16 protein-coding genes and 1 pseudogene are annotated in these 20,200 nt (G+C 63.1%); 11 read left to right on the top strand and 6 right to left on the bottom strand.

Annotated elements, in window-relative coordinates; all coding sequences use genetic code 11:
* Positions 1-215 precede the first annotated feature (215 nt).
* From ACODSO_RS06355 to ACODSO_RS06330, 6 genes are all read left to right on the top strand, one after another.
* Positions 216-827 carry an NYN domain-containing protein gene (locus ACODSO_RS06355; RefSeq protein ID WP_489035875.1) on the top strand — a complete coding sequence of 204 codons (612 nt, stop codon included), beginning with the start codon at positions 216-218 and terminating at the stop codon, positions 825-827.
* Positions 824-1,987 (top strand): DUF4407 domain-containing protein, encoded by a 1,164-nt coding sequence (locus tag ACODSO_RS06350; protein ID WP_489035874.1) that lies wholly within the window; start codon positions 824-826, stop codon positions 1,985-1,987. The genes ACODSO_RS06355 and ACODSO_RS06350 overlap by 4 nt, the downstream gene beginning before the upstream one ends.
* Before the next feature lie 79 nt (positions 1,988-2,066).
* Positions 2,067-4,481 (top strand): DUF4407 domain-containing protein, encoded by a 2,415-nt coding sequence (locus ACODSO_RS06345; RefSeq protein WP_489035872.1) that lies wholly within the window; start codon positions 2,067-2,069, stop codon positions 4,479-4,481.
* A 602-nt stretch (positions 4,482-5,083) separates the two neighbouring features.
* Entirely contained in the window at positions 5,084-5,908 is an 825-nt protein-coding gene (locus ACODSO_RS06340; RefSeq protein WP_489035870.1) for a PP2C family protein-serine/threonine phosphatase, read from the top strand.
* 74 nt (positions 5,909-5,982) lie between these two features.
* Positions 5,983-6,831 (top strand): FHA domain-containing protein, encoded by an 849-nt coding sequence (locus ACODSO_RS06335; RefSeq protein WP_489035868.1) that lies wholly within the window; start codon positions 5,983-5,985, stop codon positions 6,829-6,831.
* A complete protein-coding gene (locus tag ACODSO_RS06330; protein ID WP_489035866.1) occupies positions 6,828-9,572 on the top strand; it encodes an FtsW/RodA/SpoVE family cell cycle protein in 2,745 nt (914 codons plus the stop codon). Before ACODSO_RS06335 ends, ACODSO_RS06330 begins: the two co-directional genes overlap by 4 nt.
* A 1,884-nt stretch (positions 9,573-11,456) precedes the next feature.
* On the opposite strand, the gene ACODSO_RS06325 is transcribed toward ACODSO_RS06330, so the two are convergent.
* From ACODSO_RS06325 to ACODSO_RS06310, 4 genes are all read right to left on the bottom strand, one after another.
* Positions 11,457-11,720 carry a hypothetical protein gene (locus tag ACODSO_RS06325; RefSeq protein WP_489035864.1) on the bottom strand — a complete coding sequence of 88 codons (264 nt, stop codon included), beginning with the start codon at positions 11,718-11,720 and terminating at the stop codon, positions 11,457-11,459.
* 12 nt (positions 11,721-11,732) lie between these two features.
* Positions 11,733-11,885, bottom strand: coding sequence for a hypothetical protein (locus ACODSO_RS06320; protein WP_489035862.1), 153 nt, complete (start codon positions 11,883-11,885; stop codon positions 11,733-11,735).
* Between the two features lie 1,045 nt (positions 11,886-12,930).
* Positions 12,931-13,104, bottom strand: coding sequence for a hypothetical protein (locus ACODSO_RS06315; protein ID WP_489035861.1), 174 nt, complete (start codon positions 13,102-13,104; stop codon positions 12,931-12,933).
* A gap of 6 nt (positions 13,105-13,110) precedes the next feature.
* Entirely contained in the window at positions 13,111-13,440 is a 330-nt protein-coding gene (locus tag ACODSO_RS06310) for a hypothetical protein (RefSeq protein WP_489035859.1), read from the bottom strand.
* A 218-nt stretch (positions 13,441-13,658) separates the two neighbouring features.
* On the opposite strand from ACODSO_RS06310, the gene ACODSO_RS06305 reads away from it, so the two are divergent.
* The 5 genes and pseudogenes from ACODSO_RS06305 to ACODSO_RS06285 all read left to right on the top strand — a co-directional run bounded on the left by ACODSO_RS06305 (position 13,659) and on the right by ACODSO_RS06285 (position 16,536).
* The gene (locus tag ACODSO_RS06305) at positions 13,659-14,105 is read left to right on the top strand and encodes an Hsp20/alpha crystallin family protein (RefSeq protein ID WP_489035858.1); all 447 of its coding nucleotides are present in this window, start codon (positions 13,659-13,661) and stop codon (positions 14,103-14,105) included.
* Positions 14,106-14,216: 111 nt separating this feature from the next.
* Complete coding sequence (locus ACODSO_RS06300) at positions 14,217-14,423, top strand: hypothetical protein (RefSeq protein WP_489035856.1); 207 nt, start codon at positions 14,217-14,219, stop codon at positions 14,421-14,423.
* Positions 14,424-14,646: 223 nt separating this feature from the next.
* Positions 14,647-14,949, top strand: coding sequence for a DUF3263 domain-containing protein (locus ACODSO_RS06295; protein ID WP_489035855.1), 303 nt, complete (start codon positions 14,647-14,649; stop codon positions 14,947-14,949).
* A 248-nt stretch (positions 14,950-15,197) separates the two neighbouring features.
* Positions 15,198-16,001, top strand: coding sequence for an ANTAR domain-containing response regulator (locus tag ACODSO_RS06290; RefSeq protein WP_489035853.1), 804 nt, complete (start codon positions 15,198-15,200; stop codon positions 15,999-16,001).
* Positions 16,002-16,162: 161 nt separating this feature from the next.
* Positions 16,163-16,536, top strand: a pseudogene (locus ACODSO_RS06285) (histone-like nucleoid-structuring protein Lsr2).
* Between the two features lie 428 nt (positions 16,537-16,964).
* Here ACODSO_RS06285 and ACODSO_RS06280 read toward each other — a convergent pair.
* Together ACODSO_RS06280 and ACODSO_RS06275 are read right to left on the bottom strand one after the other, a co-directional pair.
* Positions 16,965-17,324, bottom strand: a complete 360-nt coding sequence (locus ACODSO_RS06280; RefSeq protein WP_489035851.1) for a hypothetical protein — start codon at positions 17,322-17,324, stop codon at positions 16,965-16,967.
* Between the two features lie 894 nt (positions 17,325-18,218).
* Positions 18,219-20,108 (bottom strand): hypothetical protein, encoded by a 1,890-nt coding sequence (locus ACODSO_RS06275; RefSeq protein WP_489035850.1) that lies wholly within the window; start codon positions 20,106-20,108, stop codon positions 18,219-18,221.
* Positions 20,109-20,200: the final 92 nt, after the last annotated feature.

Here is a 20,200-nt window from a genome sequence, read left to right as displayed (position 1 = left end):
CACTGCTCCGACGAGGACTGTATAGACTAGGTACGGCAGCCCAACCCCGCTGCCCCGCACGGGAGCGCCACGCTGCAGTCGCCGCGCGGCATTTCATGAATGCTTGCACGACCTCCCCCGGGAGGGGACGCACTGATCCTGTTTTGGTCCCTTGTTCTCCAGTTTGATCATTGCCAGACCCGCATGTACGGGTCCTGACGGAGATCGGAGAAGTCATGAGCGTGGCCCGGGCTAGCCGAATCAATTCATCCAGATTGCACTTACTCGACATCGAGAACATGGTCGCCGGCGACGTTTCCGCCGACCGATGCGCTGCTTGGTGGGAGGACTACGTCACCACCATGGGTGGTGTCTGGGACCGTGACCAGATCACGATCGCCGCAGCCTGGCGGCACGCCGCTGCGGCATTCTTCGCAGTACCGGCAACCGCGCGGCGCATTGGTGTCACGTCTGCAGCGGACGCTGCAGACCTTGCATTGCTGGATTCGGTGGATGTGGAGAGGGTGGCTCAACATCACGATGAGGTGATCATCGCGTCCGGAGACCACATTTTCGCACCGCTCGCCCGCGCACTCAGAGCTGCCGACGTTCGTGTCGTTCAGGTTGTGGCACCCGGCGTCGGGGTGAGCGCTGAACTTTACAGCAGCTGTGATGATCTGATCCAACTTCGCGGAGTGCGCCGAGCGATCCATGTCCGGTGTGAACAGCCAAACTTTGCGGCACGACGTGTTCGACGCGAGTCCGATCCCAGCTCGGGTGTTGCCGTGCTCGCAGCGCGGATGTCCGACAGCCGGCAGCGGCGATCAACCGACCAGGAATCTCGATGAGGGGGAAAGACAGCGCGATGCTCCACGACGAGGATCCGACGGTTCATCCGGATGAACCTGCCGGCGGCGGAGCCGAGCGCGAAGGTGAGGAGTCGCTCGAACGGTATAGCACGAGCTGGCTCTCCCGGGCACTCGTTTGGTGTGCCGGCGGCGCAACGCACGGCGAGACCGCGCCGGTTGTCACGAAAACTGTGTTGCAGAGCGTTGGAGTAGCGGGATTGTTCTCCACGATGATCGTGGCGCTGTGTGCCGCGATTGTCGCTGAACTTGCCGACGTGAAGGCTGTGTGGGCAGCCGTCGTCGGTGTCGTCGTCGGTGTCCTGTACTTTTCGTATCGTCGCCTCGTGGTGGCGACCGTAGCGTCTACCGTGTTCACACGCTCACGCCGCACCGGAGCGCATCTCCTTGGGGTAGCTGTCATGGTGCTTGTTAGCCTGCTCACTGCCGCGACCGCTTCTTGGGTGCTGGGGATGGTGGTCTTCGGGCAGGAGATTCGCTCACAGGTGTCGATGGACGTTGTGTCGCACCAACAAGATGACCTGGCCGAGTGGAACCGCATCCGAGCAGCCAATCGCGACGTAGCGGCGAGCATACACGCCGAGCAACTGGCGCAACCCGATGCTACGCGAAAACAGCTGCAGGACAGAATTTCTGACCTTGAATCCCAAGAGGACACAGTGCTGCAAAAGATGACGTGCGAGATGAGGCCGACCGAATACTGCAGCGAGACAGGCATATCGGGAATAGGACCCAGAGCGGTGAACCTCAATGAGGAGCTGTCTGCCATCAATGCTGAGCGCATCTCGTCGCAGCAACGGCTTGCCGAGTACATAAGCTCTCCGGTGCCTGAAGCGTTCGACGCAGTCCAGCTCGCGACGTGCGGATACTCGAGACAGACGACCGAGTTGACGAAGTACGACTCGGACCGCTGTCAGGGACAGCTGCTGATCGAATCAGCAGCTGATCAACTCACCCCAGAACCCCCTTCCGCTCGCTCTGGCGACGGGCTCCTTCCGAAACTCGAAGCATTCGGCTACCTGTCCGGCAGCTCGGGGACCGCGGGCCCGGTCTGGGTTGTCATCGGCAGCCTGCTCTTCATTCTGGTCGGCGTCGACCTCTTACCCTTGCTGTTCCTCATGCAAAGCGGGCGTCGCCCATGACTTCTCGTGGCTCCACCACATTCGATCCTCGCGATGCCGACCTTGACGGCGTCACGCACTTCTCGGAAAGGCTACGGCCATGACAACCCCCACTGGACCGGTCACCATCACCCGGCCTGGCCCAATAGCGCGCTTTCTGCTGGGATGCTGCGGAGCCAACTGGACGCACATCAAAGAAAGGGCCGAGCTCAACTGGTACTGCAGCCTCGGCATGTCGGTCATCGTGACCTCGGTGATTTCCGGCATTTCTGCGGTTCTCCTCGCCACCACCGGTTACTCGAACTTGCCGCTGGCGCTGGTGATCGCAATCGGAGTGGTCTGGACGATTGTCGTATTCAACGTCGACCGCTTGATTGTCTCCCGGCCCCTGACCTCCTCGCGCTGGCGCAGCAAATTCAGCCTGTTCTTCGTGCGCTTCCTGCTCGCCGCAGGTATTGCGGTGTTGATGGCAGAAGGCGTCGAGTTGACACTGTTCAATGACGAGATCTCAGCACAAGTCGAGCGAGACAACCACGCTGCAGCAGTCCGTCAGCAGAACGAGTACAACCAAGCTCGGCTGGAGGCCAAGGCATCGGCCGAGCAGAGGTACGCAGAACAGATCGCGTATCCAGACACAGCTGCCAAACGGCTCACTGACTCTGTCGATGCCGCGACCACGGAAGTCGCAACCGCGACTCGCGTGCTCAGGTGCGAAACGAACCCGGCGCCGGACTGCATCACGGGAACCGGCGTCCCGGGAATCGGCGAGGAAGGGCGCCAGGCCTCCGCTGCCGTCACGAGAGCGAACGAAGCGCTCCAGCGAGCTGTCGCCGCGCGCGACGAATACACAGTGGTCCTCAAACCGGCAGGCTTCACCGCGGAGCAGTTGCAATCGTGCGGCCAGGGACCGACGAGCACCGTGCTGACGCAGCAGGCCATCGACACATGCCAGGCACAGATCCTGGTCAGTGAACAGGTCAACGCGGTCCCGCTGCCCACCGAGGCCGACTCGAGTCAAGACGGGCTTCTGCGCCGGATCGTCGCGCTGTCCTCACTTGCTTCCGGAGAACACGGCACCACCATCTGGGCGGTACGTATCTTGTTGTTCATTGTGCTCGCCAGCATCGATCTGGTGCCGTTGACCGCAAAGTTCGTCGGAGGCACAACCGGCCACGACGCGCGTGTCCGCAAGGACAGCATCGATGCGAACGACGAACTGGCTCGAAAGATCAACGCATCTGTGCACGCCGTTCCGCACTTCTTGGAAGACCAGAGGGGATGGAAGAAGCCTGCAGCAGATCAACGCCGCGCATTCTTCACCGACGTCTTCGGCAAGCAGGCCGACGACATCCGAGGAAGCTGGCAACGCGCAACCCATGCGCGTAACGACGTTCCCGATGAGACGGAGACGCTTGTCGACCCGGACTCGGAATCGAACAACGGAATCGGCCCCGGGTACATCCTTCGAACGACCGACGGCGACGAATTCGGACTCATCGAGCCGCTCCCGGACGCCCAAACGCGGTGGTACGACCTGTGGCTGTGCACGCGCAAAGATCGCGAGGAGGACGACGAAACCACTCGCGACGAACTCTTCGTAGCAAAAATCGGAAAGATCGATCCTGCGTTCGCTCCAGCCGCGCAGCCAGCGCTCAAAGGACTCGAACGCGACGTTCTCGCCCGGCTCATTCCCCTGGGACGCCTCCATGTCGTCGACATCGTCAGCGGCCAAGACGTGCAATCAGACGACGACTCCGAGAGGCCCTTCATCGTCATGAGGCACTACCCATTAGGCGATCTGAAAAAGTACGTGCAGGATCGCTGGGGCGACCAGGTGCCGATACTTCCGTTGCTGGAGTTGATCCACCAGACGTTGGAGGCGCTGCTCGTGACACATCGTGCCGGATTCCTGCACCTGGACATCAAGCCGGCCAACGTGCTGGTCGACTTCATCAACGGAAAACCGCATGCGGCGCTCACAGACTTCGGAATCGCCGTTGCAACCCGCACATTCGACCAAGCAGGGTTCACCGACATGGACTCCACCTTCACCGGCACATACAACTACGCTGCCATCGAACAAATCCTGCCGGGCCGCGGACTCGGACATCGAACAGCACTGTCCGACCTGTGGTCGGTAGGCGCAATGGTCTACCGACTCATTTCGGGGAGGTACCCGCGCGACTTCGCCGAGTCCAGCTGGACTGACATACCCCGGTTCGACGATGGCAGCATCGACCGTCGATCGGACGAGTACCGACGGTGGCTGGAAAAGGTACGGCCAGTCGCTCCACGGCTCGACGTCGTCACCCCCGGTGTGCCGACGCCGCTCGCCGATCTTGTCGAACGCTGGCTCTCCAACGAACCACTTGACCGGGTCGACTCCACTGCTCTGACGCTGGCCGAGGGCGAAAGTTTGTCCGACCCGGCCGCGCTGCTCGAGAATCGCGGTGACGAGGCGGTGATGTCGGACGCTCTGGCGCGTCTAGATTCGACGGTGAGGAGCATACGATGAAAGAGCATCTACCACCGAGAGAGGCACGTGCGATGGCCCACAACTCTTCGCCAGTCCCGCCTGCGAAGAACGAAGCCCGGGATACGTTGCCTGTCCGAATGGTCGGCGCTGCACTGTGGGTCGTCATCGTCGCTGTGCTGGTCTTCGGCGTGGGGAGAATCGACTTCATTCGTAACAACGCCGCGGTGACAGTTTTTGTCGTTGGAAGTGTTGTACCACTTCTGTTTTGGCGACTCGCTGGTACTCGCCTTCGACAACTGACCCTCCGCCGCAGAGGCGGACGGTCCGAATCCGGTGGTTCGTGGGCCGACCGCCAGGAACAAACAGAGCATGATCCGCTCGGTCCTCCCGTGACACGGCCACGAATAGCCCCCGACACCCGCGATGATCGGAACGACATGTCTCACAAACCGTTCGCTTTCGATGATGCCCAACGTCGCGTGCGCAAGTTTCCGCTATCGCGGCCGTCCGATTCCGACCGTGTGCCGACTCCTTCACGTGTGGACGACTTCAATGCGCCTCGTACAACGGTCGACCCAGCCAGCTTGACCGTCACTCGTCACGTTTCGCTCGGCAGTGAAATGAACTCTGTGCAAAGCGAAATGACCGACATCGGAGTGCCCTCTGCGCCTGCCGCAGCCGATCACAAAGCAGCGACTGGGAGTGGGGGCGGCAAAGCCCTCGACCGGCTGTTCGGCCGATCGGCAAGCCGGATCGATACCGAAGAATCGACAGTCGGGCGAATATTGTCGTTCCCAGGCGGCGGTGGCGCACTCTTCTTCGACGCAGACAGCGCGACGGATACCGGACCGCGCAGAGAAAATCAGGATTGGGCCATTCTCAGCGGGTCTCTGTTGGGTATAGCCGATGGAGTTGGCGGGCGGTCTGCGGGCGGTCAAGCATCTCGCGCTGCGCTGCGGTCGGTTCGCGATGCGATCGAGGAGGACGGTCTGAGTCTGGTCTCGGCGGTTACGCGTGCCAACACCGAGGTCCGGGCACGTCAGGACGACGACCCCGCGGATCGGGGACGGGCAACGACTCTGGACATCGTTCACCTCGACGACACCGGTTATCTGTACGGTGCACATGTCGGTGACAGCCGTGTCTACCTTCTCCCTGCGCGAGGTAGACGGCTGAGAAAGCTGACAGCAGACCATTCGACAGGGAACACACTCACACGCAGCATCGGTGGTGCGCAATCGGTTACACCCGATGTATGGGCTCATGAGGCAGAAGCCGGCGACATCGTGCTCGTAGCTACTGACGGCCTCTGGAAAGGCTCACTGCACGAGCGTGACATCGAAGCAGTCATGGTGGAGGCGCGCCAGCGCCCGACGGTACACATTGCGGAACGACTCGTCGATTCGGCCAGATCCGGTGCAACCGACAACATCACAGTGATCGTTGGCCGTATCCAGCGCGCCTGACCGACAGAATCCATTGGTCCTGTTTGTGAAGACCGGATCGCGTCATGCTTTCCTCCTCGACCGAGGAGGAAAGCATGACCGCTTTGATCATCATCGCCGCACTGGTCGCTGCAGCTGTTGTCACAGTGAACGTGGTCCGATCTCACCGCAAGCGTGGCGCGTTCAGGGAAAACGCTCCTCGCGCAGTCTCCAAGACGGTGCAGGAGCGTTTTCGGGTACCTCTGCCTACCCCTGAAAACGTCAGTGTCCGGGCTCTGGACAAGATCGCGAATCGAGCGATCGGTACCGCCCGAACAAAGTTCATGCCGACCCGCGTGCGTCTAGAACTTGCCCCGGAGATGTATGAACGTATCGCACCGATCTGGGTGCAGTTCTCCCGCGAACTGGGCGAAGATCTCGCTGCCCGAGCTGCAGCGGAATCATGGGACTACTCCGGCGTGGCGTTCTCCCTCAAAGCGAACCCGACCCTTGGCCGGCGAGATGTCGAGGTGGCACTCCAATATCCCGATGGCGACGACGCACCGACCGATCAGGTGGGCGACGTCCGTCGGCGCTCGCGCGGAGGGGATGACATCACCGATGTCGCACCAGGTAACGCCTCTCAGCTGTGGTTCGCAGACCTGCCCGATGGCCGACGCATTGCACTTCGCAAGGGGCAGCGATACGTAGTCGGCTCAGCGGCCACCTGCGACGTCATCATCTCCTCGCGGACCGTCTCGCGTGTACACGCTGCCCTACGTTGGCATCCCGCCGCTCAGGTGGTCGAAGTCGAGGATCTCGACAGCACGAACGGTACGTGGCTCGACAACAGTCGGATAGCGTCCCGCCAACCGAGGGCGGCGACGTTCGACTGCGTGATCCGGCTGGGGAATCACGATCGGATACGTCTGGTGAAGCGAAGTGCCACGGGAGCAGCGGGATGATCGCAGACATGATGGCCACTCTGGCCCTGCTGACGCTCGCAGCTCTTGCCCTTGTTCGGGTACACGCAGAATCGGTCGCTACTCAAGTACCAGGCGACGGTGCCCCCAGTTTCAGCGGCGGACGGAGCTCGAGCGAACTCGCGGCACTGGCAGGTGGTCCTCCCGCGCTCTTGGTGCTGACCGCGACGGCGCAGCTGGGTTGGTCCGTGCACGAGTCGTTGCCCTACGTCGTGGCGGCTGCGGTAGTTCCGATCGTGTTGTGTGTCTTCGTTCGTCGCGTCGTCGGCGAAGCAGCCTCTCTCGTGGTACCACTGGCCGCCTGGACCCTTACGTGCCTCGGTGCGGTGACGGGGGAAAGACTGTATCCGGTCAGCGGCATCGACCAGGCGCGATGGGCATTAGTGGGAGTGGCCGCCTTCCTCGCCGCTGCTTGGATCGGCAGTACCTGGAAAAGCACAGCTCGCACAATTGCCGGGACCGGTGTTGCGATCGCCGGGTGTGTGGTGCTCACCCTTCCCCTCGTACCCGGGATCGGCGTCCTCGTCAACGGAGCCCCAGGTTGGATAGCGCTGGGGCCCTTCGTCGGTCAAACCGGCGATCTGGCCAGAATCTTGATCATCATCGGATTGGGATCGATGCTGTACGCCGCAGGTCCAGCACTACGGTCCGGACGAGTAGCGCCTGCGTTGCTTGCGTGCTGGCCGGTCGCGTTCGCCGGGGCGCTCGGGGGCTACGCATCCGACCTCGGGCCGGTTCTAGTTCTCACGGGCGCGGTAGCGGTCATGATGATCGTGTGCGGACCACCACCGCGCGTCTGGATAGGTTTCACGGCAGTCGGCACAATCCTCGTCGTCGCGATGTTCTTCGGCGTCGGCAAGCTCCGCGCTCGCATCGACCAGATGCTGAACCCTGTCACGCCCGACGGGCAGCTTCAGAACACAGGTGCAGCGCTACGGTCGTTCGCGACAGGTGGCTGGCTCGGCACCGGCTTCAACAACGGATCCCCACTCGACGTCGCCAACGTCGAGAACGACTTCGTCCTCGCCGGCATCGGCGAGGAGCGGGGGGCGATAGTGGTGATCGCAGTCTGCTGCCTGTTTGTCGCCCTGGTCACCGCCTGCTGGCTGTCGGCAACCCGTGCCACCAGCGCAGGCCCACGCCTGATTTCGACCGGATTGGCGGCCATGGTGTCAGTGCAAGCTATATACGTCACGCTCGCCACCATCAACAAGGCGCCTGTCACCGGAATGGTCGTTCCCTTCCTCTCCAACGGAGGAAGTTCCCTGACATGCATGTGGATCACAGTGGGCCTGATCGTCGGTATCGGCGCGCACCGGTGGCGACCAGTTCCAAGTGCCACGGACCTCAATATCGTTGCCCGCGTCGACCGAACGAAGTGGGCGACACTCGGTCTCTGGCTGACCGTCATCGCAGTGGTTGCCTGGCAAACCGTCGAACCTGAAGTCCCAGCCCGATCCGAAGCCCAAGAAGCCGCATCCCGAGTCCCCGGACCTGTAGTCTTCCGCGACGGAACGCCATTTCTTTCCGCGTCGACGGTGAGTGATCCGACCACAGGTTCGGACGTGCACACCCGCACCCTCGACTCATCGATGCCGCAGCTCAACGGCGACATCGATGCCGCATACTTCGTCAACATGAACACCGGCGTCGGCACCTGTTCACGACCGTGGCTGGAACACCTCGTAGTCAAGAAGGAATGTGAATCGCCGACGATGGTCACCTCCCTCGATTCGGCGGTCCAGACTGCTGCCCGCGACAGCCTCGATTCCCGTGGATACACGGGGGACGTCGTAGCCTTGGATCTCGATGACGGCAGCGTCCTAGGCCTTTACTCGCAGCGCTCGAACCAACACTCGTACGACGCTGGCTATCCGGCCGTGTATTCGCAAAGCGCACCAGGGTCGACGTTCAAAACCGTCGTCGCGGCCAGCGCTCTGAGCGCTGGACTGAACACCACGACACCCGTCCGCGACGAATACACGCCCCCGGGCGGGGTCGGCATCGTCCATAACGCCGGCAACTTCGAAGGCGGCGGCGATCTGACCCGTGCACTTGCGGAGTCCAGTAATACCGCGTTTGCCGAGATCGCCACCCGAACCGGCCTTCAGTCGATCACCCAAATGGCCGCGACGCTCTCCGCCGACTCCGCTGACTTCTCGACTCGACCCGGCATTGCCGTCGGAGGCACCGAAGGCGACCCAGACGCACTCGCTCGCACAGGATTCGGTCAACAGGACGTTCGGGCATCACCGTACGAGATGGCCGTGGCCGTGGGCAGAATCGCAACGAATGGCGCTCTACCCCGAGCGCGCGTAGAGCTCGGGCAATGCATCAGCGACGAACTCGACATCAATCCGAGTACACCTCCACCCCACACCGCACTCGACGATTTCGTAACAGGACCTGTGCTCGACGGTATGCGGGCGGTTGTGCAAGAAGGCCGCGCAGGTGAGCTCGGGGATCTCGACATCGCAGTCGCTGCGAAGACTGGCACCGCGGACGACGACCACGGTTCGTACGACGGATGGATCGTCGCACTTGCACCGGCAGAGAGCCCCGAAGTTGTCGTCGCTGTCCGAATCTTCGGCGGTGATCAGTCACCTCGATCAGGCGCGGCGGATGCTGCTCCCGTCGCAGCCGAGGTAACGATCGCGGCGATCGAAGCGGTACGAAAAGATACTGATCCGTGTAGCGAATCACATGGAAGGCTGGGGAATTAGGTAATGACACAATCAAGAAATACGACGGTCGAAGTGTGGACCTCGCAGGTGGTCAAGTACCGACATGGAGGTATGAACAATCGCCAGGTTCCAGTCGTACGGTTCAGCCCGCCGAAGCAGGTCGGACCTACGATCCAGATGGCAGAAGGGGACCACCTCGAAATTGGTAGGTCCACCAAGGACGTTACCGACGGGCATAGGCGCCTGGACGTGCCAGACGCACACGGCGGGCTCTCGCGTCACAGTGTCTCGATTGCTGAGACCGTGGACGCAACGATAGTGCAAACGAAACAGCGCGGAGGTTGCCACATCCAGTGGTGGGGACACGCAACGGGCAGAGCGCTGCGAATGAACGAACGTTACTCCGTGACTAGGGATGTTACGGGATTCCGAATCGACTGCGCGGGTCCCTTGGAACGCGGCCAGACGGTCTCGCACGAGCAGGCAGTCTGGATCCTCGTGCATCCAGGTAGGACACACCGGCTGTCGCCGACTTCCACGACCCATCTTGCGCGCGAAAAATCCGGCTACACAATCGAAGACACGACAGATGACGGATACGGGCTACCGAACCTCATGCCGGGAACCAAGTCGCATGAAGAGTCGCAGGTTGCAATACCGATAATCGCTCGATATTTCAGTGACCTTCTGGAGTGGCCACCGCGTTTTGAGCCTTTGACAGTTCGACCTGGTCTCAAGGTCGCAAGAGAACGCCGTGCCGTTCTGCTTTTCCGTCAGGGGCTCTCTCAAGACGGTCATCACGTCGATGCAGACGCTATGGGTACGATACCGGTTTCGTTCCTTCAGTGGATCGTTGCAAACGACATGTTGCCGTTCCGTACCTACCGGCGAGATTCAAGCCTAGGGTTGCTCAACTAAAGCATTTCAACCCCACTGTTGTCCGCCCGCAGTGCGGTCTTCCATCGAAGATTGCTAACCGAAAACACGGACCCGGCACGGCTGCACAACCGCAGCGATCAAGGCGTCCGCCAAGGTGGGGTCGCTCGTAGGAAGCGACCCCACCGCGAACACGAGTCTGGCATTTCGAGATTCGGTCGACGGTATCCCAGATTCCGGGAGTGGTACCAGGCCGTCTCGTGGGCCGATGATTTCGGATGCTCGATCGGGCTCCAGCACCACGCTGTCGAACGCTGGCCGTATTACACATCCGGATGCAAGCATGACAGTCAAACACACCTTGGCAACAACCTCTGCGCGCCCGGACTGCGTGACGAGGTGCTGAGACAAGCTCTCTATGAGGTCAATGAATTCCCGATTTTCATGATCGATCGACGTCAGATACTCGTGCCATGGTTGCGCATAGGGGCGTTCTGTAAGTGCAACCCTCCGAGCGCGTGCGAGCTGCTGGCCAAAGACGAGGTCGATAATGTCACGACTCAATTCGATCGGACCCCGAACATCAGCGGCATGAACCCGCAGGTCCTTGCCTTTGAAGAGTTTGCGTGGTGTCGGCGAGACGTGTGAGCGGGAGCGCATGTCGCCAGTTCCGGTGTGGATCACACCCCGATCTTCGCCTGGCCGGATCCATATGCAACAGAACCGACGAGTCCTGTTCGTCAGTTCTCCATGGGTTGTGATTGCTCGTGGTTCCGCGCTCGTTTCCACGGCAATTGGGTGGCGGCGTTAACAGTGGGGCCATAGCTGTGGCACGCGAACGTTGCCACGACCCGACATGACGACAGCAGCATCCGTCACCACCACCAGCACCAATGCCTGCCACGAAAACCCTGAATGACAGACGAGCGTAATCATTCAGTCCGGTAGCCGCGCGAGGGTGCGGCGTGCTTGTGTGCGGACTTCACTGTCGGGGTCGTCGAGGTAGTGCTCGATGGCGGGTCGTAGGCCCGGGGGCAGTGGGCGGTATTAGCGGATGGCTTTGATGCCGAGGGCACGAACGCTGGGGTCTTCGATCTCGCGGACGACGATGTCGAGGGCATCGGGGCGGCCTTGGTCGATCAGCCAGTCCAGGATCGCACTGCGGCCCTCTGCCTGTGAACGGTCGGTGACGAGCGCGACCATGCGGTCGTAATCGGACGGCACCGCGAGGAAGCTCAGCGCATTCGCTGCTGCGTGGCTGTTGATCGGGTGCAGCGGTGGATCGAGGTAGAACTGGTCGAGCGAACGCAACCGCGTCGGTACCTACCGCGTGATGGTCGTCAGTGCCCGAGCGAGAGCGTCTCGAAGGTTCCCGAGGACACGCAGATCGGTTGCCTGACTGCGCTGCTCGACATTCCTCAACCAATCGAGAAGCAACGAAATCAGCTGCGGATACCGCTCATTGGTGTTGATCACGTCGCTGATCGTCCGAAAGCGGAGTCTCGCGCGTCTGCTGGCTGTGGTGGTGTCCGCGGTCAGGAGTTGATGGGCGCGGACATGTTGCTGCGGCAGCACTGCGACACCGGGTACCGGCTGACCAGGTGAGGGAGAGGTGCTCGCGGGCAGTATTCGTCGTAGCCATGTACTGATCCGACTGTTCGACTTGATCCATCCCCCCGAATGTTTATCCCCCACCCGTATGCCCGTCGGGGGCTATCCGTGGTCCGGACCAAGTGTGCTCCGCTTGTCCTCTTCGGCGGGCCGACCCGGAAGGGTGCCGACGCGAAAGGTACGGCTGATGTTCGGGCGAGGTACGAGAACCTCGGCATCGGCACCCACCACGGCCTGAGTCGCTCAACCCGATGGTGTTTCGCCTGGTGTCAGCGCCGGAATCCGCGGCCCGGGTCGCGGGCATCGCTGCATATTTTGCAGTCAGAGAGCAGAAACCGCAACAGATACCGACGTAAACCCAGGTCACGGACGTACCCGTGCAGTAGGGCCGTCGCGTGCTTGCACTCGCCGAAAGCGTCCGCAGCCGTACGGATCGAGCGTGTTTATGCAGGTAGGAGTCGATTTTGGAGACACGATGGCTTGTTACATACAGGGGAGCTATTCGCAGAACATGCGAATGGCGGAACTACTACTTGTCATAAGGTAGCTTATCGGCAATGACTGTCATTGCGATTAACGCGTAGTCTAGCAGCCCATTAGACACTGATCCCGATCGGGATCAGCGCGGTCAGCATGTCTTTCTTCCTCTCGAGATACCCGGCCCGTCCACTGCGGCAGCACGGGCGGACGCATTGGTGACCGAGCGTGGCGTAGACGTGCGAATCCAACAAGCGTTCGGTTCGTCGGCGGAATGGGAACCCAAGCCACAAGGCACGCAGCCCATTGCATTTCGTCACGTGTGACGAAATGCAATAGGCTGCTGACCGCAACGCCGGGTGTTCCGACTTCGAAACGCTCGGACCTGTGTTCAGGTTTGGCCGAAACATCTGGTAGTGGATGCGGTTGGCCCTCAGAGCCCGCGGCGACGGAACTCGTTCAGCAGTCGGCGCCTGGCTGATTCGAGTGCCGCGATATCTGCCGCTTCGGCACCCTCCCCGCGCGCACTGCGCAGTTGTTCGTCGGTGTCGGTGAGCGCGGCGTCCAGTTCGGCGACGCTCAGCTCGCGCACAATGTTCGCACTCATGGCAGGTCACCAGTTCGGCAAGACCATGGCCACGAAGGCGGCCCCCAGGATCACCCCGAGAAGGCCGGCGCCGTAGGCGAGCGCCGCATCGCCGCGCGGCGCACGCGGCCCCGCCAGCATCGGGCTTCGGTCAGCCCACAACGCCGCGAGAACCGCGAGGATCCCGAGCGCGACCCCGAGGCCGGGGGCCCAGAAACTCACGATCGACAGGGCGCCGATCATCAACGCCGAGTCGGTGTTCTCGGCCCGGCTGAATGCTCGCCGATTCCACCACCGCCGCACACCCGGTCCACCGCCGATATCGTCGGACCTGTTCCTGTTTGTCGTCATTGTCATCGCGATACTCCTCGCCTTGTCGCACACTGCCCGATGTGGTGCTCGCGCAGCATCATCGACCGTCCTCGTGGAACGATCTCTGCCCCGAAAATCTGTCGAAAAAAGTTGTACAACCATCTTGGCACTCACAGCGGGTGAGTGCTAATTTTTGTATCGCACAGTCAAGAGCAGCCCGCTATAGGGGCGGGCGCATCTGGGAATTGACGGAGGTGGTTGCTGTGCTTCGCTTCGATCCGTTCCGTGACCTCGATTCGATCACCTCGGCGATGCTCGGGACCTCGAGCGGTTCCGATCGTGCGCCCCGGTTCATGCCGATGGACCTGTACAAACTCGACGATCACTACGTCCTCAGTGCCGACCTGCCCGGCGTCGACCCGGGCTCGATCGACGTCGATGTCGACCGCGGCACGCTGACCCTCACCGCGCACCGCACCGCGCCCGATAGCGATGGGGTGCAGTGGATTTCCTCCGAACGGTTCGCCGGGACGTACCGCCGCCAGATCACTCTCGGGGACGGCGTCGACACCGAGCGGATCGCCGCGTCGTACGACAACGGCGTCTTGTCGGTGACCATTCCGCTCGCCGAACGCGCCAAGCCGCGCAAGATCGAGATCAGCGCCGGGAGCGCCGGCGGACAACGCTCGATCGAGACGCAGCAGACCTGATCTGCCCTTGTGCAGTCGCTCCCGGCTCGTCTGTGGGTGCAGGCCGGGAACGACTGCGTCGTCGATGCCTTGTCCAAAAACGACATCTGCGATGAAAGGTCAGGTGAGGTGGTGATGCAGATCGATGTGACGGATCCAGTGGTGTGGCCCGACGACCCGCACAGGCAACAGTGGTGGGCATCGGTTCTCGGGATCGACTCCAGCACAGCCGAATGCGCTGCAGCAGATCTGATCGAACAACACCGTGAAGTAGTGTTCGACGACGACGGTTATCCGCCGACCCCGCACCCTGCGGTCACCGCCGCGGCAGCGGCGTAGTCCTGGGCATCCCGGTCGGACTGCGGGGGCGTCCGCCGGGACCGGTGGGCGGTGGCAGGTGCCCGAATTCCCCTGCCGCCGCCCCATGCCGCTCGGCCGCGGCGATGTACACAGAGACTGGCGATGTACACGAAGAGTTCAGCGCGCGGGGCGAGACGGTGCGTCCGGTGATCACCCGAATGGCCGCGTGAACAGCATGTACTGACGACAGGGTGAGCAACAGGTGATGATGGTGGCGCAGCGTCTCGAACATGGACCAGCGGACATGGGCGGCAGCTCCGATGAGGTCTTTTCCGCATACGATCACGCGATGATCGACTACGCGCTGCGGTGGGTGAATCACGGTGGAGGCCCGGAGGACGACATCGCCACTCGGTTCGAGATGGCCGCCCGCGAGTTCTATCGCGCCGTCCTGAATGTTCTCGACCGAGATCCGGGACGAGTGTTCGGGGAGTTCGGGCTCAGTCCGGTGATGGTCACGCGCATCAAAGCCGTTGCACGCCGCCGTATCTGGATCGCCAGCTGACACGGTCGGTGTAGCGGCCCAGGGGAAGATGCGGTTGGTCGGTGAGCCGGACGCTGCAGGCGGCCGGGGAGGCGCGAGGGCCCTGCCGGTTGCTGGACAGCGCCCCCCGCGCCGCGGCACCGTGTAGCGGTGTACCGGTGTTCGGATGCCACTGCCCTCGCTGATCGAAACCTGGTCCCCCGTACAATCACGATGTCCGCAGGCACCGAATACCGGGCTCCAGTGCGGCCGTGTGGTCGAATCTGTACGTGAACGACTCCGCTCCCCACGATGACATCACCACAGAACAATCCGGCTCGCTGGCCGAGGCTGGCGACCGGACACGCTCCGCCGCAGCCCACTTCGGCGCTGTGGTGGCCACGATCGGTGACTCGATCCGCGACGACGACCATCTGCTCGAGACACTCAAGCGGCTCATCGCCGCGGCGTGCGAGAACATCGGCGACGTCGATTACGCCAGTGTCACCATCGATATCGACGGACGAACCTTCACCGCCTGCTCCACCGAGGAATCGACCCTGCTGATCGACACCGAGCAGTACGACCTCGATTCCGGGCCGTGCCTGACTGCCGCACGGACACCCGGAACGGTGGTCGCGGATTGCGACGTCGTCGATCAGCGGTGGCCGTCGTTCGGACCCACCGCCCGGGCAGCGGGAGTGCACTCCATCCTCGCCGAACCCATCGCCTCGGCTGACACAACCTTCGGCGCCGTCAACCTCTACAGCCGCACCGCGCGTGCGTTCGACGACATCGACCGATCTCTGCTCACAGCCTTGACGACCGTCATCGGCGCCGCACTCGGCGACTTCGCCCGCTACAGCACCGCCCGCGGCACCGCAGACGGACTGCGCACCGCGATGAACAACCGCGCCCCCATCGAACAGGCGAAAGGAATTCTGATGGCGCTGCACCGGATCGGGCCCGATCAGGCGTTCGCCATCTTGTCCACACAGTCGCAGAACGCCAACCGCCGACTTCGCGAGATCGCCGCCGAGTTCGTCGCCACCGTCACCTCGGCTGCAGCGTCGATGCCCGACCCGAGGCGGTGAGTGTGACCGACGTGGCCGAAGCAGGCGTTTGCTGCAGCGGCAAGTCCGAGCCACCGAGACATTCGCACCGAAATGATGCGCACCGAGCCCCGTGCACGGCGGGATACGCTCGAAACAAATTCTCCCGCTGAAAATATTTGCGTGAAAGGTATCGATACATCGTGGCCAAGGAGGTCTCCGTCGAGTTGGTCGACGATCTCGACGGGTCCGTCATCGCAGACGGATCCGGAGAAACCATCGAATTCTCCGTCGCCGGCGTGAACTACGCCATCGACCTGAAAGCGAAGAACGCCACCGAGTTTCACCGCAAAATTGACTACTACATCGACCGGGCCACCCGAGTCGGCTGCCGGCGGCATCGCCCCAAACCCGCCGGCAGCGCACCCGCCTCGACAAGCGCCGCCGCGCCCACCTCTGCCCGTATCCCGCCGACGTTCGCGCGATCCGGCAGTGGGCCGCGGACGAAGGGTACGAGATCGCCGAACGCGGCCGCATACCCGCCTCGAGCGTCGAGGCCTACGACGCTGCACACTGACCCGGCCACGTTCGCCGCGTACCGCAGACCTCACACGGCGGACCCCGCAATCGAACCACCGGTGGGGGTACGCCACCGCCGTCCGGATGACGACGACCGGACTCGACTCGGATCCCCCGCAGTGACTCCGGCATCGGAGCACAGGTCTCGCTCCGACGTACGGTTTACTGTCTGCCGAGCGGTGCGTGCACTCCACACCGTCATGCTGCCCCAGCCAGGGGCCGACAGTCAGGCAGTTACCGTGTACTCGGTAGCACTCGGCACGCAGCCTGAGCAGCGGTGTAGTCGTAGATGTGGACTGTCGGGAGTGTGGATGCCCGCGACGGACACGTCGAGGATGGCCCACTTCCCCCTCAGACGACGGACCATACCTCCCCGAATGGTGCATGCATCTCAATACCGAATGTTCTCGCCGATCGAAGGAACTGTCAGAAGATAGCGAGCTGATCGGAGTCGACGCTGCGGCGCCGGGCAGTGCGGGCGCGCGGGAGCGGCGCGGCCGCGGGTTGAGGCCGGACCGGTGCAGCCGTGTCCTGCAGTCCGATCCCGGCGCGGTTGGCGAGGACCGCACGGATGTAGAGGCGCCGTGCGTGCTGCTGACGTCCGGAGTCGCTGTCGCGGCCCAGCCACTGCTGCTGCCACGCCGGCGTGCCCGCGTCGGGGACGTCGAGAGCACGGTCGGTCAGACGGTCGAGCAGGATGTCGAGTCTGTCGGTGAGAGTCTGCGCGAGCTCGTCCAGGACGTGCTCGGGGACGCCGGCCACCTCCGCAGTCTCCCTCTCGCGCATATCCGCAGACTAGACCGCACCACCGACACGACCCGGCGATCGCGGACACCGGTGATGCCCGGAGCACATCAGTCACCGCACACAGTCTCGACCCACACAATGCCTACGAGCAGGTTCCTCGGGTGTCGAGTACTTCGGCACCCGAGCCTGCCGCACTGTCGCCTTCGACAGTGCCAGCGCGGTATTGACGTCGCGGACGATCTCCTAAGTCCGGGCGGGCCGAGCGGTGTCCGGATCCTCGTAGCGCCGAGTAACGAACCGGCCACTGACGGGTTCTTCTGGCCCGTCCCGCATCCGGCCACGTCAACACCTGCTGTGAACGCCGTCGCAAGTCATACAACGCGCGCACTTCATCCTCGACGAACTCGACCGTCTCGCCGTACCCGGCGCGCGATCGGCTGCCGTTCGAGGACACCGCCGACATTCATCCGCTGTTGCACACCCGGCCAGAACTCGAACAGATCCGCACCATCGCCGACCGGCGTTCGCTCACCCCCCCCCTGCGCTGAACACCGTGGTGTTGTTCGGACACCTCGAAGCGACGCTCGGCGCCGACCCAGACTTCCCGACCGCCGCGGAACTACGGCGTCGGGTCTAACAGCCGACACCGGCGGGCAATCTCGGCCTCCCTCCCCCTTACCGCCGGTCTCGATCAGTCCGTGCTGCGGCACACAAAAGGCCGCCCTGGGCCCACACCCGAGCGTTGTGCACCTTCATCGCCGACGACGATGCCGCACTCGTCGCGCTCGTCCACACGCACGGACTTCTGCGCCACTGACGCACCCAGCTGTGCCTTGATCCGGGCACTACTGCCATCCGGCCTGGACCGGTCGCTGTCTCTACTACCAGTCCAGCAGGCGACGGCAATCGGAGGTGTTCTGCGTGTCTGGGGTTCTACAGCGGTTCGGGTGGTCCGGTGTCCATCACCGCTGCGATGTATTCCGGCTCGAGCTCCCCACCGACACCGCTGTCGGGAACCGTGAACAACGTCGGCTCCGGCTCCGGCGGGACGCGGGCTTCCTCACGCGCGGCGAGCCACTCGCGCCAGACGATGCGTTCGGCGCGGTGACGCACGATGCGGGCCCGTACCGCGGCGGTCAGCCCGTGGCGGTGTCCGATGTCATCAAGATCGACCGGACCGATCCGCACCCTGCCGGACTCGACAACGAGGAGCCCGGCGATCCGCAGATCAAGGAGTGCGTCGTACCCACTGGTGCGACCGATGCCGACGGCCGTGAACAACGCTTCCGGCGTGAGTGCATCGGCATCCTTGTCGGATTGCGCGGCGATCGTGTCGTAGAGGATTCGCTGGCGCCATCCAAGAACGCTCCACGCCGGATGCACCGACTCGACCTCCATGGGCTCCGCAGCGACGTGATTTGCCGAAGGCTTGGCCACGCGTCCTGCTGGGGTGTGGACAAGTGCGTAGCGGTCGGGGTTCTGTCCGACACCGCGCTCGATCAACAACAGAGGCGAGCCCTCCATCTCCCGCACACGCTCAAGAGTCGACCACACTGTCGATTCCGGAAGCATTCCAGCCGCGATAGAGAGCGATCGTCCCCCCACCCCCACCGTGGGGACACCTTCGACGATTTGCCCGGACACTGCAGCCGCCCACGCCAGTCCTTGAATGACCGCGTGTGTCGTCCAGCGATCTCGTCGGTGAGAGAACTCTGTGGCGACCCAGGTTTGTGCGTGAGTAAGCCAGGAACGAAAGAGCGGATCGTAGGTGCCCCCTGTGTGCTTTTGCTTGTGCCCGGAATCCCGGACTGGATCGGGGATGTTCGATGCGGCCCAGTGAAGGGCGGCGGCGGTGTCGCGGCGGATGGCGCGCGCGGGTTCGGCGTAGCGGGCGTAGGCCGCGCGCAGGCCGGCCCAGTGCGGAGCGGCGGCGCGGGCGAGAATGTCGGAGGTGCTGGCGCCGGCGAGGACGGCGTGGGTGATCACGGATTGCCGGGCTTCGGAGCGGGAGGGCCACCGGCTGGTGTCGAGGCGGCCGGTGGCGGCAAAGTCCGCGACGGCGCGCGGCGGCGTGGTCGAGCGGCACAGGCGTGGGTGCAGGCGCGCGTCGTCGCCGGACCCGAGGATCCGTTCGTCAGCGGATTGCGTGCGGATGTGTGCCTGGACTGCGGTGGTGGGTGCGTGGCCGGTGCCGCCGAGGAGAGCTTCGAGCCGTGCCAAGGTTCCTGCGTCCGAGCCGACGGTCAGAATGTCGAGGGCTTCGGCGGGGTCGAGGTCGACGAGTTCGCGGTGGCCTCCTTCTTTGCAGGCAGAGCCGGGGACGGTGATGCAGCCGGCTTTGGCGTTGGTCATCGGTGTGATGTCGAGTGTTGGCAGGCGCACAGTCAGTTGTCGCAGCAGTGGGCGGAGTTCCTCGACGGATACCGTTTTTCCTGGGGCGAGCGGGATCAGGACGTGGTGTCCGCCGCTGGTCGAGCGGTCGACGACAGCGCGGCCGCCGCACTCGTTCAGCCATTCCAGGACACGCGAGACGTCCGAGACTACGGCGGCGTGGCCATGGGTTTTGGTGTCGAAGTCCAGCGCCACGATCCGCGCACGCCCGCGCACGAACAGTGGCACCGCCGATGGCAGTGCCGGTCGTTTGACCGTCAACGGTCCGGCTGAGCTGTATTTGCGCAGGGTCGGGTCGTAGAGGCGCATCGAGTTGCGTGCCGCGACTGCGGTCGCGAAACGTCGCCACAACCGCTCCGGAGTCGCTTCCGGATCGACGACACGAGCGTCAAATCTTGTATCTACTTCAGGGCGCGATGTACCCTGAGACATGTCAGGCAAGACAAGTCCCTTCGGGGAGTAGCAACACAGGTGAGATACGAGCTAGTCACTCGGCTCTCTGACTTCGAGAACCCTCGGCCCGC

It is taken from the genome of Rhodococcus sp. FG69 (genome assembly GCF_057808915.1).
The sequence above is the reverse complement of the archived record's forward strand: the minus strand, read 5'-3'. Positions and strand labels throughout refer to the sequence as shown.

Coding starts and splice junctions, on each gene's coding strand:
- ACODSO_RS06335 (WP_489035868.1), top strand. CDS start 5,983: ATGACCGCTTTGATCATCATCGCCGCACTGGTCGCTGCAGCTGTTGTC.
- ACODSO_RS06310 (WP_489035859.1), bottom strand. CDS start 13,440: ATGACAATGACGACAAACAGGAACAGGTCCGACGATATCGGCGGTGGA.
- ACODSO_RS06345 (WP_489035872.1), top strand. CDS start 2,067: ATGACAACCCCCACTGGACCGGTCACCATCACCCGGCCTGGCCCAATA.
- ACODSO_RS06340 (WP_489035870.1), top strand. CDS start 5,084: ATGACCGACATCGGAGTGCCCTCTGCGCCTGCCGCAGCCGATCACAAA.
- ACODSO_RS06330 (WP_489035866.1), top strand. CDS start 6,828: ATGATCGCAGACATGATGGCCACTCTGGCCCTGCTGACGCTCGCAGCT.
- ACODSO_RS06275 (WP_489035850.1), bottom strand. CDS start 20,108: ATGTCTCAGGGTACATCGCGCCCTGAAGTAGATACAAGATTTGACGCT.
- ACODSO_RS06315 (WP_489035861.1), bottom strand. CDS start 13,104: ATGAGTGCGAACATTGTGCGCGAGCTGAGCGTCGCCGAACTGGACGCC.
- ACODSO_RS06280 (WP_489035851.1), bottom strand. CDS start 17,324: ATGCGCGAGAGGGAGACTGCGGAGGTGGCCGGCGTCCCCGAGCACGTC.
- ACODSO_RS06350 (WP_489035874.1), top strand. CDS start 824: ATGAGGGGGAAAGACAGCGCGATGCTCCACGACGAGGATCCGACGGTT.
- ACODSO_RS06355 (WP_489035875.1), top strand. CDS start 216: ATGAGCGTGGCCCGGGCTAGCCGAATCAATTCATCCAGATTGCACTTA.